At 74.8% G+C, this 13,106-nt stretch carries 14 protein-coding genes; 6 read left to right on the forward strand and 8 right to left on the reverse strand.

Annotated elements, in window-relative coordinates:
- Positions 1 to 161: 161 nt before the first annotated feature.
- A complete protein-coding gene (locus tag AC5RWQ_RS05005) occupies positions 162 to 1,220 on the forward strand; it encodes a DUF4192 domain-containing protein (protein ID WP_494281534.1) in 1,059 nt (352 codons plus the stop codon).
- Positions 1,221 to 1,225: 5 nt separating this feature from the next.
- On the opposite strand, the gene fdhD is transcribed toward AC5RWQ_RS05005, so the two are convergent.
- Positions 1,226 to 2,083, reverse strand: coding sequence for a formate dehydrogenase accessory sulfurtransferase FdhD (fdhD, locus tag AC5RWQ_RS05010; protein WP_494281535.1), 858 nt, complete (start codon positions 2,081 to 2,083; stop codon positions 1,226 to 1,228).
- Between fdhD and mobA the strand changes: the two genes are divergently transcribed.
- The 3 genes from mobA (at position 2,082) to AC5RWQ_RS05025 (ending at position 4,190) form a co-directional block, all read left to right on the forward strand.
- Positions 2,082 to 2,756, forward strand: a complete 675-nt coding sequence (gene mobA / locus AC5RWQ_RS05015) for a molybdenum cofactor guanylyltransferase (RefSeq protein ID WP_494281634.1) — start codon at positions 2,082 to 2,084, stop codon at positions 2,754 to 2,756. The two genes, fdhD and mobA, sit on opposite strands and share 2 nt — an antisense overlap.
- The gene (locus tag AC5RWQ_RS05020) at positions 2,753 to 3,007 is read left to right on the forward strand and encodes a DUF6457 domain-containing protein (protein ID WP_494281536.1); all 255 of its coding nucleotides are present in this window, start codon (positions 2,753 to 2,755) and stop codon (positions 3,005 to 3,007) included. Before mobA ends, AC5RWQ_RS05020 begins: the two co-directional genes overlap by 4 nt.
- A gap of 79 nt (positions 3,008 to 3,086) precedes the next feature.
- Positions 3,087 to 4,190, forward strand: a complete 1,104-nt coding sequence (locus AC5RWQ_RS05025) for a T3SS (YopN, CesT) and YbjN peptide-binding chaperone 1 (protein ID WP_494281537.1) — start codon at positions 3,087 to 3,089, stop codon at positions 4,188 to 4,190.
- Between the two features lie 43 nt (positions 4,191 to 4,233).
- On the opposite strand, the gene AC5RWQ_RS05030 is transcribed toward AC5RWQ_RS05025, so the two are convergent.
- The 3 genes from AC5RWQ_RS05030 to AC5RWQ_RS05040 all read right to left on the reverse strand — a co-directional run bounded on the left by AC5RWQ_RS05030 (position 4,234) and on the right by AC5RWQ_RS05040 (position 7,697).
- Positions 4,234 to 5,223, reverse strand: coding sequence for a zinc-binding dehydrogenase (locus AC5RWQ_RS05030; protein ID WP_494281538.1), 990 nt, complete (start codon positions 5,221 to 5,223; stop codon positions 4,234 to 4,236).
- A gap of 78 nt (positions 5,224 to 5,301) precedes the next feature.
- On the reverse strand, positions 5,302 to 7,176 hold the full coding sequence (locus AC5RWQ_RS05035) for a beta-propeller domain-containing protein (protein ID WP_494281539.1): 1,875 nt from the start codon (positions 7,174 to 7,176) through the stop codon (positions 5,302 to 5,304).
- 62 nt (positions 7,177 to 7,238) lie between these two features.
- Entirely contained in the window at positions 7,239 to 7,697 is a 459-nt protein-coding gene (locus AC5RWQ_RS05040) for an Lrp/AsnC family transcriptional regulator (RefSeq protein ID WP_334487794.1), read from the reverse strand.
- A 59-nt stretch (positions 7,698 to 7,756) separates the two neighbouring features.
- On the opposite strand from AC5RWQ_RS05040, the gene ddaH reads away from it, so the two are divergent.
- Positions 7,757 to 8,590 carry a dimethylargininase gene (gene ddaH / locus AC5RWQ_RS05045; protein WP_494281540.1) on the forward strand — a complete coding sequence of 278 codons (834 nt, stop codon included), beginning with the start codon at positions 7,757 to 7,759 and terminating at the stop codon, positions 8,588 to 8,590.
- A 70-nt stretch (positions 8,591 to 8,660) separates the two neighbouring features.
- Here the strand turns inward: ddaH and AC5RWQ_RS05050 are convergent, their stop codons facing one another.
- Both AC5RWQ_RS05050 and AC5RWQ_RS05055 read right to left on the reverse strand, forming a co-directional pair.
- Positions 8,661 to 9,878, reverse strand: coding sequence for an ABC transporter substrate-binding protein (locus AC5RWQ_RS05050; protein ID WP_494281541.1), 1,218 nt, complete (start codon positions 9,876 to 9,878; stop codon positions 8,661 to 8,663).
- 77 nt (positions 9,879 to 9,955) lie between these two features.
- A complete protein-coding gene (locus tag AC5RWQ_RS05055) occupies positions 9,956 to 10,753 on the reverse strand; it encodes an alpha/beta hydrolase family protein (protein ID WP_494281542.1) in 798 nt (265 codons plus the stop codon).
- Positions 10,754 to 10,835: 82 nt separating this feature from the next.
- Here AC5RWQ_RS05055 and AC5RWQ_RS05060 point away from each other — a divergent pair, with 82 nt between their 5' ends.
- The gene (locus AC5RWQ_RS05060; RefSeq protein WP_494281543.1) at positions 10,836 to 11,435 is read left to right on the forward strand and encodes a bacterial proteasome activator family protein; all 600 of its coding nucleotides are present in this window, start codon (positions 10,836 to 10,838) and stop codon (positions 11,433 to 11,435) included.
- Positions 11,436 to 11,461: 26 nt separating this feature from the next.
- Here the strand turns inward: AC5RWQ_RS05060 and AC5RWQ_RS05065 are convergent, their stop codons facing one another.
- Positions 11,462 to 12,274 carry an HAD family hydrolase gene (locus AC5RWQ_RS05065; RefSeq protein WP_494281544.1) on the reverse strand — a complete coding sequence of 271 codons (813 nt, stop codon included), beginning with the start codon at positions 12,272 to 12,274 and terminating at the stop codon, positions 11,462 to 11,464.
- Entirely contained in the window at positions 12,274 to 13,095 is an 822-nt protein-coding gene (locus tag AC5RWQ_RS05070) for an HAD family hydrolase (RefSeq protein WP_494281545.1), read from the reverse strand. The genes AC5RWQ_RS05065 and AC5RWQ_RS05070 overlap by 1 nt, the downstream gene beginning before the upstream one ends.
- Positions 13,096 to 13,106: the final 11 nt, after the last annotated feature.

A 13,106-nucleotide genomic window follows, 5' to 3' on the forward strand; every position in this document is an offset into this window, starting at 1 on the left:
ATCCGCTGCGGCGCCGGCCGGTGGCCCGGCGCGTCCGGTGGCCGCTGCCCGAGCCGTGGTGAAGCGGGCCCACCTGCATGAACACTCTCCGTATCTGTGGACAAGGCGCGTGTCGTCCACAGGGTCTGTCGGTCGCCTCCGGCCGGTCGCAGGCTGCCTCCATGACCGCGACCGACCGCCCCCGGCTCACCGTCCGCACCCCCGGCGACCTGCTCGCCGCCGTGCCGTACCTGCTCGGCTTCCACCCCGCCGACAGCGTGGTCGTGGTGGCGCTGCGCGGCCGACGGATCGTCTTCGCCGCCCGGTCCGACCTGCCCGACCCGGGCACCGACCCGCGGCTGCCCGCCCACCACCTGGGCGACGTCCTCGCCCGGCAGGACGCCGAATCGGCCACCGTCGTCGGGTACGGCCCGGCCGAGCGGGTCACCCCCGCGGTGGACGCGGTCCGTGCCGCGCTGACCGACGCCGGGCTGAGCGTGCTCGACGCGCTCCGGGTGACCGACGGGCGGTACTGGTCGTACCTCTGCGACGGGGTGGACTGCTGCCCGCCCGACGGCACCCCGTACGACCCGGGCGCCAGCCAGGTCAGCGCGGCGGCGGTCTTCGCCGGTCAGGTGGCGCTCCCCGACCGCGCCGCGCTCACCGCCCAGGTGGCCCCGCTTGACGGGCTCGACCGGGAGGCGATGCGGTGGGCGGGCGTGGCGGCCGAGCGCCGGCTGCTCGCTCTCCTGGAGGACGCGCCCGCCGCCGACCTGCTGGACGGACGTGTGGTCCGGGCCGCCGGGGTGGCGGCGATCCGGGCGGCGCTGCGGCGGCACCGTCGGGGGGAGCGGCTGACCGACGACGAGGTGGCCTGGCTCAGCCTGCTCCTCACCCACCTGCCGGTCCGGGACCACGCCTGGGAACGCACCGACGGGCGCGAGGAGGACATCAGCCTCTGGAGCGACGTGCTGCGCCGGGCCGAGGAGGAGCTGATCGCGGCCCCCGCCAGCCTGCTGGCGTTCGCCGCCTGGCGGGCCGGGCAGGGGGCGCTCGCGGCGGTGGCGCTGGAACGGGCGCTCGCCGCCCACCCCGACTACTCGCTCGCCCAACTCCTCGACGATCTGCTGCGCCGGGGCGTACCCCCGTCCGAGCTGGACGGCTGGCCGGCGGTGGGCGAGTCGGGCGTGGTCCGCCGCCGCTCCCGTCGTCGCGGCCGGCCCCGGCGGGGCATCGGGTGAGCGGGTCAGTCGACGGTGACCCGCCGCGGGCCGGCGTAGACGTTCATCGTCCGGCCGCGCAGGAAGCCGACCAGCGTCATCCCCGCCTCGTCGGCCAGGTCGACGGCGAGCGAGCTGGGCGCGGAGACGGCGGCGAGCAGCGGTACGCCCGCCATCCACGCCTTCTGGGTCAGCTCGAAGCTGGCCCGGCCGGAGACCAACAGGACGTACCCGGCCAGCGGCAGCCGGCGTTCCCGCACCGCCCAGCCGACCACCTTGTCCACGGCGTTGTGTCGGCCGACGTCCTCCCGGAGCACCACCAGCTCCCCGTCCGGGGTGAAGAGTCCCGCCGCGTGCAGCCCGCCGGTGCGGTCGAAGGCCCGCTGGGCCGCGCGCAGCCGGTCCGGCAGCCCGGCGAGGACGTCCGCCCGTACCGTCAGGTCGTCCTCGGCGATCGGGTACGGCGAGCGGGTCCGGATCGCCTCGATGCTGGCCTTGCCGCAGACCCCGCACGAGCTGGTGGTGTAGAAGTTCCGCGACGGGTCGGTGGTCGGCTCCGGCACGTCGGGGGCGAGCACCACGTCCACCACGTTGTACGTGTTGGGCGTCTCCGCACCGGCGCAGAGCTGGGCGGTGAGCACGTCCTCGGTCGAGCGGATCAGCCCCTCGGTGAGCAGGAAGCCGATCGCCAGGTCGATGTCGTCGCCGGGCGTCCGCATGGTCACCGCGAGGGGCCGGCGCCGGCCGGGCCCCGCCGGGCCGACCCGGATCTCGAACGGCTCCTCCACCGACAGGGTGTCCTGGCGGCGGACCGGGGCGCGCCCGTCGGCCGACGCGTCGAGGTCGATTCGGAGCACGCCGCGTCGATCAGTCGCCCGTCCCATCCTGCCATCCTGCCCCCGCCCACCGTCCACCCGCACGGCGGCCGGCGTCCCCCACGGCGGCTACGGTGGCCCGGTGACGGCGTACGCGGCGGTGGTGCTGGCCGGAGGGGCGGCCCGGCGGATGGGCGGTCGGGACAAGCCGGCCGTGCCGGTCGGCGGCCGGCCGATGCGGGAGCGGGTGCTGGCGGCCGTGGCCGACGCCGTCCCGCGGGTGCTGGTCGGGCCGGCCGACGGGGTGCCCGCCGACGTCCTGGTGACCCGGGAGGACCCGCCGGGCGGTGGCCCGGTGGCCGCCGTCGCCGCCGGGCTGGCCCTGCTCCCCGCCGGTACGACCACCGTCGCCCTGCTCGCCGCGGACCTGCCGCTGCTCACCCGGGACGCGGTCGGCGTCCTGCTCCGCGCGCTGTCTTCCGAGCGGGCCGACGGTGTCTGCCTGGTCGACGGCGACGGTCGACGGCAACCGCTCTGCGGGGTGTGGCGCGTTCCGCCACTGCGCGCCGCCCTCGGCCGGCTCGCCGCCCGGCGTGGCGGCACCCTCGACGGTGCCTCGATGCGGGAGCTGCTCGGTGAGCTGACCGTGGGGGAGCTGGCCTGGTCCGCCAGTGGCCCGCCGCCCTGGTTCGACTGCGACACTGACTCCGACGTACGCCGGGCGGAGGAGTGGACACGATGACGGTGATGGACGACTGGATCACGGCGGCCTGCACCGAGCTGGGCCTGGATCCGGCCGACGTGCCGGTGCCGACGGTGCTGGACCTGGCCAAGGACGTCGCGCACCAGGTGCTGCGGCCGGGCGCGCCGGTCACCGCGTACCTGCTCGGGGTGGCGGTGGGTCGCGGCGCGGAGCCGGCCGACGCGGCGGCCCGGCTCAGCGCCCTGGCCGGCACCTGGCCGGTGGAGCTGGGCGGCGAACGTCCGGAGTGAGGGGGTGTCCGATCCCGGTCGCGGTGGATTCGATCCCCGGCATGCCTGGGTAGGGTGACCTTGACGGACGGAGGCGATCATGACGGCAGACCACCCCTCGGTGCCGACCGGTGATCAGTCCGGCGCTTCGCCGGAACAGTACGAGTCGGTCCTGCTGGACGAGCCGACCACGGCCGACCTGCGGGCGAAGGTGACCGAGGCGTGGCGGGAGTTCGCCCGCGCGCTCGCCGAGAGGCTGCGGACGCTGCCCACCGGGGCGCACCTGGAGCTGACCCTCGATCCGACCGCCTCCGGCACCGGCGACGCGGTCTACTCGATCAGCGTCGACGCCCGCGACGAGGGTCGGCTGTCGGCCCGCGCGGTCGGCAACGCCACCCTCCCGCAGGGCTACCGGCTGGACCGCGCCGCCGTCGCCGACATGATCGCGCTGGGCTGGTCCCCGCCGGGCGTGGTGGCGGGCTCCGGGGAGCAGTTCGGTTTGGACGCCTCCGGCGGTGACGCGAGCAAGCTGGCCGCGCTGCTCTCCCGCACCCTGCGCGACGTCTACGGCGCCCCGCACCCGGCCTTCCTGGTCTACCTGGTGCACGACGCCGAGGGGGAGCCACTGCCGGCCGAGCCGCTGGGCACCGCCCGCAGCGAGTTCGGGCCGGACCGAGACGTGGAGGCGGACCTCGACGAGGCGCTGGCCGCCGCCGCGAGTGCACCGGGCGGCGAGAGCGACGTGCTGGCGCTGGAGGAGCGGGTCCGCACGGTCGTCTCGACCTTGCTCAAGTCGAACGCCGACCAGCTCCAGGTCGACTCGGACGGCGACATCAACATCCGGGCCGGTTCGGCGATGGTCTTCGTCCGGGTACGCGACAACCCGCCCCTGGTCGACGTCTTCTCCCCAGTGCTCACCGAGGTCGAGCCGACCGAGCGGCTCTACGTGAAGCTCTCCGAGCTGACCAACCGGATGCCGATCGGCCGGCTCTACTGCGCCGACGACACGGTCTGGGCGTCCATCCCGGTCTTCGGCCGCAACTTCCAGGCCACCCACCTCATGCTGGCCGTGCAGGTGATGACCGGGCTGGCCGACGAACTGGACGACCGGCTGCACGGCGAGTTCGGCGGCAAGCGCTTCTTCGGCGAGGGCGACAAGCCCGGCCGGGGCGAGTCGGAGCACCGGACCGGCATGTACCTCTGAGTTCTCGCCGCCGGCCGGGCCGTCCGTGGTCCGGTCGGGCGGCTCACCCGACGTCGAGCAGGGTCTTGCCGATCGTGGCGCGGGACTCGATCGCGGCGTGCGCGTCGGCGGCCCGCTCCAGCGGGAAGCGCTGCCCGATCAGCGGCCGGAGCCGCCCGGCCGCGCCCTCGGCCAGCGCCCGGGCGGTGAGGGCGCGCAGCTCGGCCGGGTCGGCCGCCGGGCGGAGCAGGGTCACCCCGCGCGCCGCCGCCAGCTCCTCGGGCAGCTCGGCCCAGCTCCCGCCGGCCAGCCCGAAGCTGACCATCCGCCCGCCCGGGTCGAGCAGCTCGAACGCCGTCCGGGCGACGTCGCCACCGACCCCGTCGAAGACGACGTCCACCCCGCCCACCGCCGCGCGGACCCGGTCCGGCCAGCCGGGCTCCCGGTAGTCGACCACCACCTCGGCGCCGGGCGCCACCGGCTCCGGTGCGCCGGCCCGACGGACGCCGCGCAGCAGGTCGGTCTTGCGCCGGCCCCCGGCGAGCGCCACCACCCGGGCGCCGGCCCGGGTGGCCAGCTGCACCAGCAGCCCGCCCACCCCGCCGGCGGCCGCCTCGACCAGCACCCGTTCGCCTGGTCGCGGGGTGGCCGCGCCGACCAGCATCAGGGCGGTACGGCCGTCGGCGAGCAGCGCCACCGCTTCGTCCAGCGGCAGCCCGTCCGGCACGTCGAAGGGCGCGGTGGCGTCCACCACGACCCGTTCGGCGTACCCGCCGGAGCCGCCGGTGCCGCTGACCACCCGTCGCCCGACCAGCGCCGGGTCCACGCCCGGGCCGACCGCGCCGATCCGCCCGCCGACCCCGTTGCCGGGGATCACCGGCAACGCGGCGCGGAACGGCCCGAACCCGGTGGCCCGGAACATCGTCTCGACGAAGGTGAGGTTGGCGTGCGCCACCTCGATCAGCACCTGCCCCGGACCCGGTACCGGGTCCTCGGCGTTCCCGGGTGTCAGCACCTCCGGCCCACCGAACTCCGTCAGCCACACCGTCCGCACGTTTCCCCCTCTGCCGTTCCCGGGCACCATTCGACAACCTGAAGCCGAGGTGAGGTCAACGCCGGAGAAAGTGACGGGTCAGGCGGCGGGGAGCCAGCCGAGCGGGCGGGCGGTCGCCGGGTCGGTGGCCGCCAGGCGCGCGTCGGAGACCGTCCAGAGGGTGCCGGCCACCAGCAGCGACCGGGTGACGGTCCGGCCCGGCCCGTGGTCGACCGTGCCGACCTGGGTGATCCCGGTGGCGGAGACCCGCAGCAGCCGCACCGCGTCTCCCACCGGCAGGGCGACCAGGCCGGTGGCGGGCTGGTGGAGGAACGCGTGCGGGTCGAACTCCGCCGCGGAGCCGGCGCCGGGCACGTGGTGGCGGGCCAGCCGGACCGGTCGGGCCGGGTCGGTGACGTCGAAGAGGGAGATCTGGAGTCCCAGCGCCCGACCCTGCTCGTCCGCCTCCTGCCCCACTCCCAGCAGCCGGCCGTCGGGCAGCGGGTGCAGGTACGCCGACCAGCCGGTGATCTCCAGTTCGCCGGTGACCCGGGCCGCGGTCGGGTCGGAGAGGTCGACGGTGTGCAGCGGGTCGGTGCGCCGGAAGGTCACCACGTATCCGGTGGGGCCGAGGAAGCGCACTCCCTGGATCCGCTCGCCCCGGCCGAGGCCGCCGACCCGGCCGACCTCGGCCAGGGTGTCGCCGCGGCGGCGCAGCACGTGCACCGCGGATTCGCTGGCGTTCCCCTCGCCGGTGGTGGTGGCGATGCGCAGGTCGCCGCGCCACTCGGAGAGGGCGTACTGGTTCAGCGGGGCGCCGGGGACCCGGCCGGTGGCGGCGTACCGGGGGTGGCCCGGGCCGGTGAGGTCGAACCGGTGGACGTCGGTGGCGGTCGGCGCCGCCCAGCGGCCGCGGGCCGTCGCGGGGACCGGGTCTTCCCGCTGGCCGGCCAGGTAGAGGCTGCCGGCCGTGCCGTAGACGGTGTCGGCGTCGGCCGCGACGCCGACCGGGTCACCGTCGCCGAGCCGGTCCGCGCCGAGGTCGAAGCTGAGCACGGTGACCAGGGTGGTGGCGGTTCCGCTGGCGGGCCGGCTGACCCGGTCGCAGCCGACCCGGCCGGAGCCGTGCGCGGTGCCGGCCGTCCACTCGAATCCGGGCAGCCAGGCGTCCAGGCCGGCCCGGGCGATCACCGCGCGGTTCGCCGCGCTCCGCTCCTCGTCGGTGCCCTGCTCGGCGTACGGGAAGGAGATCCGTGGGGTGGTGCGGACGACGACCCGGGCGGTCCCGCCGGTCAGCCGCGCGTCGAGCAGGTTCCCGTCGATCCGGTAGGTGGCCAGGACGCGGGGCGCCCCGGTGAGGTCGACCAGGACGAGGCGCGGGCCGGCGGGGCCGGCGGGCCGTTCGGCGGGCGCGTCGGGCTGCGGCACGGCGGAGGCGGACGGCGCGGGGCGGACCAGCGGCCCGGCGTCGGGGGCGGCGGGCCGGGTCAGCACCAGCGCCCGGTCGCCGCGCAGCAGCAGCCCGGCCCCGGCTCCGGTGGCCGTCCATTCGGCCGGGCCGAGGACCAGCCGTCCGGTGACGGTCCGGGTGGCCGGGTCGACGACCCGCAGCACGCCGCCGGTCACCGTGACGATCCGCCGGCCGTCGGTCTTCACCAGGTCCGGCTCGTCGGCGTCCGGCTCGTACGCGTTGGTGACGGAGTGGTCGGGCGCGGCGGCCCGTTCGGCGACGCCGGCGGGCACCGCGATGTCCAGGCCGGTACGCCAGCCGGGGCCGAAGCCCCACGGACCGACCGCGGCGGTGGCGGCGGACCGCAGGTCGGCCAGGGCCTCGGCGCACGAGTCGTAGGCGACCAGCCGGGGCGCGGCAGTGGTCGTCGGGCCGGCCGGTCCGACGCCGGACGGGGCGCTCCCGGCCAGCAGGCCGAGGGCGAGCAGGGCGCCGGCGGCGGCGTGGGCGGTTCCACGGGTCATGTCCTCTTCCGACGTGCCCCGCCGCCGTGCGGTTCCCGCCGGGACGCGCGGTGGGGGCACGGTCAGCCGGTGGACGGGCCGACGCCGGGCGACTCGACCAGCCGGGAGAGGACGATGGTGCTGCGGGTCGAGGTCACGAAGGATTCGGCGCGCAGCCGTTCCAGGGCGTCCTCCAGGTGGGAGATGTCGGCGGCCCGCAGGTGGACGAGCGCGTCGGCCTCCCCGGAGACGGTGTACGCGCCGACCACCTCGGGGTGCCGCCGGGCGGCCACCCCGATCTGGGCGGGGGTGGTGCGGCCGGCGCAGAAGAGCTCCACGAAGGCCTCGGTGGTCCAGCCGACGGCGGCTGGGTCGACCACCGCGGTGAAGCCCCGGATGACCCCGGTGGCGCGGAGTCGGTCGACGCGTCGTTTGACCGCTGGAGCGGAGAGTGACACCCGGGTTCCGATGTCGGCGTACGACGCTCGGGCGTCCGCCACGAGCAGCGCAATGATTCGCTGGTCCACCGCGTCGATCTGCAATGTTCCGCCTCTGGGAAGCAACGGTTCTGGCTGTTACCAAAGTTCTACGCTACCTACCCTTGGTCACCGTGAACCAGCAGCGCGTCCCGCGAAAGCGGACATATCTCATGTGCTCCCCTGAGCACTTCGCCGTCGAGTACGCCATCAACCCCTGGATGGACGTCACCACCGCCGTGGACGCGGACCTGGCGGTCAAGCAGTGGGACCGACTGCGCGAGGCCCTGGTCGGTCTCGGTCACGACGTGCACCTGCTCACCCCCGAGGCCGGGCTGCCGGACATGGTCTTCGCGGCGAACGGCGCCTTCGTGGTGGACGGGACGGTCTACGGCGCGCAGTTCAAGCACGAGCAGCGGGCTGCCGAGGCCGCCGCGCACCGCGCCTTCTACGAGCAGCAGGGCTGGCACTTCATCGCGCCGAGCGAGACCAACGAGGGTGAGGGCGACTTCGCCTACCTGCCGGAGGCGCACGGCGGCCTGATCCTGGCCGGGCACGGCTTCCGCACCGAGCTGCCGGCGCACGCCGAGGCGCAGGAGGCGCTCGGCCGGCCGGTCGTCTCGCTGCGGCTGGTCGACCCGCGCTTCTACCACCTGGACGTGGCGCTGGCCTCGATCGACGACACCAACGTCGTCTACTACCCGGGTGCCTTCTCGGCGGCCAGCCAGAAGGTCCTCACCCAGCTCTTCCCGGACGCGGTGGTCGCCGACGACGAGGACGCCCTCTCCTTCGGCCTGAACCTGGTCTCCGACGGCGCGAACGTGGTGCTCAACAGCGAGGCGACCCGGCTGGCGGGGAAGCTCAAGGCGGCCGGCTACACCCCGGTCCCGGTCGAGCTGGCCGAGCTGAAGAAGGGCGGCGGCAGCGTGAAGTGCTGCATCGCCGAGCTGCGCCACTGACGGCGCCACGGACGCCCGAAGGGCCGGCCCCCCGTGGGGGGACCGGCCCTTCGTCGTACGGGGGTGACGCTCAGCCGAGCGTGGCGATCTCGTTGATCAGCACGTTGGAGAGCAGCCGGCCGTCGAGCTGGACCTTGCGCAGGTACCACTTCTGCTGCGGGGTACGCGGCTGGTTGAACTGCCACGTCCCGCGCGGGCTGTCGATCTGACCGATCTTGCCAATGGCCAGGTTGACCCCCTGCGAGGTCGGGTTGGGCCCGGCCAGCTCGATCGCCTTGTCGAGCACCTGCGCGGCGTCGTACGAGGCCATCGCGTACGTGGTGGGAGAGACGTTGAACGTCTTGCGGTACGCCGAGGCGAAGGTCCGGTTGGCGAGGTTGGTCAGGTCGGCGGAGTAGTTCAGCGCGGTGTGGATCGTGCCGGGCAGCAGCTTGTCGTCGTCGTTCACCAGCCTGCTGCGCAGCTCGTCGAGGACCGTGCCCTCGGTGAGGAAGCCGGGCGCGTAGACCGGCCCCCGCCAGCCCTCCTCGCGCAGCTGCCGGATGAACTGGACCGCGGCGGGGCCGGCGAAGAAGCAGAACACGGCGTTCGGCTTCCGGCCCAGCATCTGCCGGATGTCGTAGCGGTAGGTGCTGCTGTTCGGGGTGGGGGTCTTGTCCGTCCAGATGGGTTCACCCAGGATGCGCGGGTCGTCGGCGCCGAGCACCTGGCGGAACCCCTGGACCACGTCCTGGCTGGGAGCGTCGTCCGGCGCGATGATCGCGATCCGCTTGTCGGCCGCCAGCGTCTGCTTCAGGTACGCCCCGAGGGCCCGCCCCGGCTCGTCCAGCACGTACGAGGTGCGCCAGATGTAGACGACGCTCTGCAGGCTGGTGGGGGAGCCGTTGGAGCCGATCAGCGGCACCCGCGCCTTCTCCACGGTGTCCCGGACGGTGGTCATCACCGCCGGGTTCACCACGCCGGTGAGCGCGAGGACCCCCTGCGCGAGCAGTTGGTCGACGGCGGCCTGGCCGGTCTTCTCGGTGGAGCCCTCGTCGGCGGTCAGCAGGTTCACCGGGTGCCCGCCGAGCCGTTGCCCGTTGAGGGTCAGGTAGAGCTGGAAGCCGTTGACGATGTCCTGGCCGATGGTCTTGCCCGGCCCGTTCTCCGGCGCGATCAGACCGATCTTGACGGGGCTGCCGTCGCTGGTGGATGCGGCGTCGTCGTCATCACCGCAGCCGGCGGCCAGCGCGGTGGTACCGAGCGCGGCCAGCAGCTGGAGGGCCCGCCTGCGGTTCATCTGGGACACCGAAATCCTTCCGAGAACGTTGCCGGGCGTCACCGCCCCCTCGGCGTTCTACCTGGTCGGCGACGCTGCGTCAATGCCTATTGATCTTCGTGCAGCGACTGCAACGCAGCTCTCACCTGTGGCCAGGCCGCCGAATCCGGATCGATGAGCCCGAAGTGCTCACATTCCGGCAGTTCACGAAGGCTGACGTCCGATCCGGCGGCCCGCGCGGCGGTCACGAAGGACCGGCTGAGGGCGACCGGAACCTGCCGGTCCCGCAACCCGTGGACGATCACTGTGCGTGTTCGGATTGGCACCAATGCCCGTGGATCGGCGGTCGCGTACCGGTCCGGGTGGTCGGTGGGTCCGCCGCCGAGCAGCGCGGCCACCGCACCGGAGTCCAGGTTCCGCCGGTACGCCTCGGCGAGGTCGGCGACCGGGGCCAGCGCGAGCACCCCGGCCACGGTGGCCGGGGCATGCGCCGCGACGTAGAGCGCGAGGTGCCCGCCGGCGGAGTGCCCCAGCAGTAGCGGCGGCCCGGCGGCCACCCGCCCGGGCAGGGCGTCCGCCGCCAGTCCGGGCAGCGCGGCCACCCCGGCCAGCACGTCGGTGAGGGTGCCCGGCCAGCCGCCTCCGGGCTGCCCGGTGCGCCGGTACTCCAGTTGGGCCACCGGCCAGCCCAGGCCGGCCAGCGCGGCGGCCAGCGGGCCGGTGTGGGCGCGGTCGTACTCGGCTCGCCAGAACCCGCCGTGCAGCACCGCGACCAGCGGGCGGGCCGGCCCGTCGCCGGCCGGGCGGCGCAGGTCCACCAGCTGGTCCGGGTGCGTCCCGTACGCGACGGTGCGGTCGGGTGGCGGCGCCGGGCGGGTGAGCACGGCGCGCGGGTCGGCGGACATGCCGGCGACGGTAGCGCGGCCCGCCGTCCGACCGCGCCCCGGAGCCGGTCCGGGCGCGTGCGCCACCTCGGCGTGGGTAAAGATGGGTGCCATGACCGAAGCGCACTTCGCTGGAGAGAACGACGAGCCGGACCGCAACGGCGCCGGACACCCGGGCACCGTGGTGGTGGTCGGCCCGGACGGGCGGCCGGTCGGCACGGTGCAGACCGACGAGGCGGCGGGCGAGGACCCGACCCGCCTGGTCGAGCAGCCGGCCAAGGTGATGCGGATCGGCAGCATGATCAAACAGCTGCTCGAGGAGGTCAAGTCCGCTCCGCTGGACGACGCCAGCCGGCACCGGATGCGGGAGATCCACGAGCGGTCGATCGTCGAGCTGAAGGACGGGCTCGCCCCCGAGCTGCGCGAGGAGCTGGAGCGCCTCGCGCTGCCCTTCGCCGACGACCAGGCGCCCAGCGAGGGCGAGCTGCGGATCGCCCACGCCCAGCTGGTCGGCTGGCTGGAGGGGCTCTTCCACGGCATCCAGGCCGCGCTGGTCGCCCAGCAGATGGCCGCCCGGGTGCAGCTGGAGCAGATGCGCTCCGGCCGGCAGGCGCTGCCCAGCGGGCCGGCCGGCGTCATGCCCGGCATGCCGGGCATGGGCCAGCCGTCGGGCGAGGGGCACCAGACCGGCCAGTACCTCTGAGACCCGGCCGGGCGCGCCCGGCCCGCTCAGCCCACCCCGAAGACCTTCTCCAGATACGCCGCCACGCCGTCCTCGGTGTTCGCCCCGGTCACCTCGTCGGCGATCGCCAGGACGGCGGGGTGGGCGTTGGCCACCGCCACCGCCCGACCGGCCCAGGTGAGCATCGGCACGTCGTTGGGCATGTCGCCGAAGGCCAGCACGTCCCGCTCGTCCACGCCCAGCCGGGCGCCGTACCAGGCCAGCCCGGCCGCCTTGGTCACCCCGGCCGCGGAGATCTCCACCAGCCCGCTGTACGACGAGTGTGTCGCCTCGGCCAGCCCTTCCAGCGCCCCGGCCACCACCTGGACGAAGACGTCCGGGTCCTGGTCACGGGCGCGGGCCAGCAGCTTCACCGCCGGCATGGAGTGCAGCTCCTCCGGCGACTCGACTGCCCGGATCGCGTCGTGGTCGGCGTCCCAGCGCAGGGGGTAGTGCGCCTCGTGCCGCATCTGCCGGCTGTCCACGATCTCCACCGCGAAGCTCACCTCGGGCACCGCGGCGCGCAGCCGGCGGGCCACCTCGGCGAGCAGCTCCGGGGCGAGTGGATCGGCCCGCAGCACCTCGTCGGTGACCGGGTCGTACACCACGGCCCCGTTGGCGCAGATCGCCGGCAGCGGCGCGGCGAGCTGGTCGTACACCAGTTGCAGCCAGCGGATCGGACGGCCGGTGACCAGCACGACCGGCGTTCCCGCGGCGGAGATCATTTCCAGCACCGCCGCGGTGCGCCGGCTGATCGTGGCGTCGTCGCCGAGCAGCGTGCCGTCGATGTCGGTGGCGACGAGCCGCGGTCGTTCTCCCATCACCGGGACAGTAGCCGGTCCAGGTAGACGGCGACCCCGTCGTCGTCGTTGCGCAACGTCACCTCGTCGGCGGCGGCCCGGACCTCGGGGTGGGCGTTGGAGACGGCCACCCGGCCCCAGCCGGCCCAGCCGAACATCGGCAGGTCGTTGGGCTGGTCGCCGAAGACCAGCACCTCCGCCGGGTCGACGCCGAGCCGCTCGGCGACCACGGTCAGCCCGGTGGCCTTGTCCACCCCGGGCGGGCAGATCTCGATGAAGCCCAGACCGGCCTGGGTGAGCGTGGCCACCTGCGGCGGGACGATCCGGCGGGCGACCGCCAGCAGTTCGTCGACGTGGTGGTCGGCGGTCCGGGCGAACGCCTTGATCACGTCGCAGGAGAGGCACTCGGCGCGGCTGCGCGCCTCGAACCGGTCCTGGTACGGCCAGCTCGGGTGGTAGTCGCCCCAGAGCGGGGCGTCGTGCTCGTCGGACGCCTCGACCATCACGGTGAGCGGGCCGACCTCGGCCTCCAGTTCGCCGATCAGGTGCGTCAGCACCTCAGCGGGGAGGCGTTCGTCGCGGAGCACCACCGGGCCGGCCGGGTCGCTCTGGTCGACCACCCGGCCGCCGCCGGCCATCACCAGGAAGTCGGCGGCGCGGATGTCGTTGCGGGTCAGCTCGGCCAGTCGTGGGCCGCGGCCGGTGGCGCCGACCACCGGGATCCCGGCGGCGCGCACCCGGTCGAGCACCGCGTGGGTGTACGCCGAAACGGTCTCGTCGCTACGGACGAGCGTGCCGTCGAGGTCGGTGGCGATCAGCTTGGGCAGTCCCGGGCGGGGCATCGTTCCTCCTT

It is taken from the genome of Micromonospora sp. BS32 (assembly GCF_059089345.1).

Bases quoted from the DNA above. Each gene is read 5' to 3' on its own strand.
- AC5RWQ_RS05005 (WP_494281534.1), top strand. From the start codon at position 162: ATGACCGCGACCGACCGCCCCCGGCTCACCGTCCGCACCCCCGGCGAC.
- fdhD (WP_494281535.1), bottom strand. From the start codon at position 2,083: ATGGGACGGGCGACTGATCGACGCGGCGTGCTCCGAATCGACCTCGAC.
- AC5RWQ_RS05020 (WP_494281536.1), top strand. From the start codon at position 2,753: ATGACGGTGATGGACGACTGGATCACGGCGGCCTGCACCGAGCTGGGC.
- AC5RWQ_RS05025 (WP_494281537.1), top strand. From the start codon at position 3,087: ATGACGGCAGACCACCCCTCGGTGCCGACCGGTGATCAGTCCGGCGCT.
- AC5RWQ_RS05035 (WP_494281539.1), bottom strand. From the start codon at position 7,176: ATGACCCGTGGAACCGCCCACGCCGCCGCCGGCGCCCTGCTCGCCCTC.
- AC5RWQ_RS05055 (WP_494281542.1), bottom strand. From the start codon at position 10,753: ATGTCCGCCGACCCGCGCGCCGTGCTCACCCGCCCGGCGCCGCCACCC.
- AC5RWQ_RS05060 (WP_494281543.1), top strand. From the start codon at position 10,836: ATGGGTGCCATGACCGAAGCGCACTTCGCTGGAGAGAACGACGAGCCG.
- AC5RWQ_RS05065 (WP_494281544.1), bottom strand. From the start codon at position 12,274: ATGGGAGAACGACCGCGGCTCGTCGCCACCGACATCGACGGCACGCTG.
- AC5RWQ_RS05070 (WP_494281545.1), bottom strand. From the start codon at position 13,095: ATGCCCCGCCCGGGACTGCCCAAGCTGATCGCCACCGACCTCGACGGC.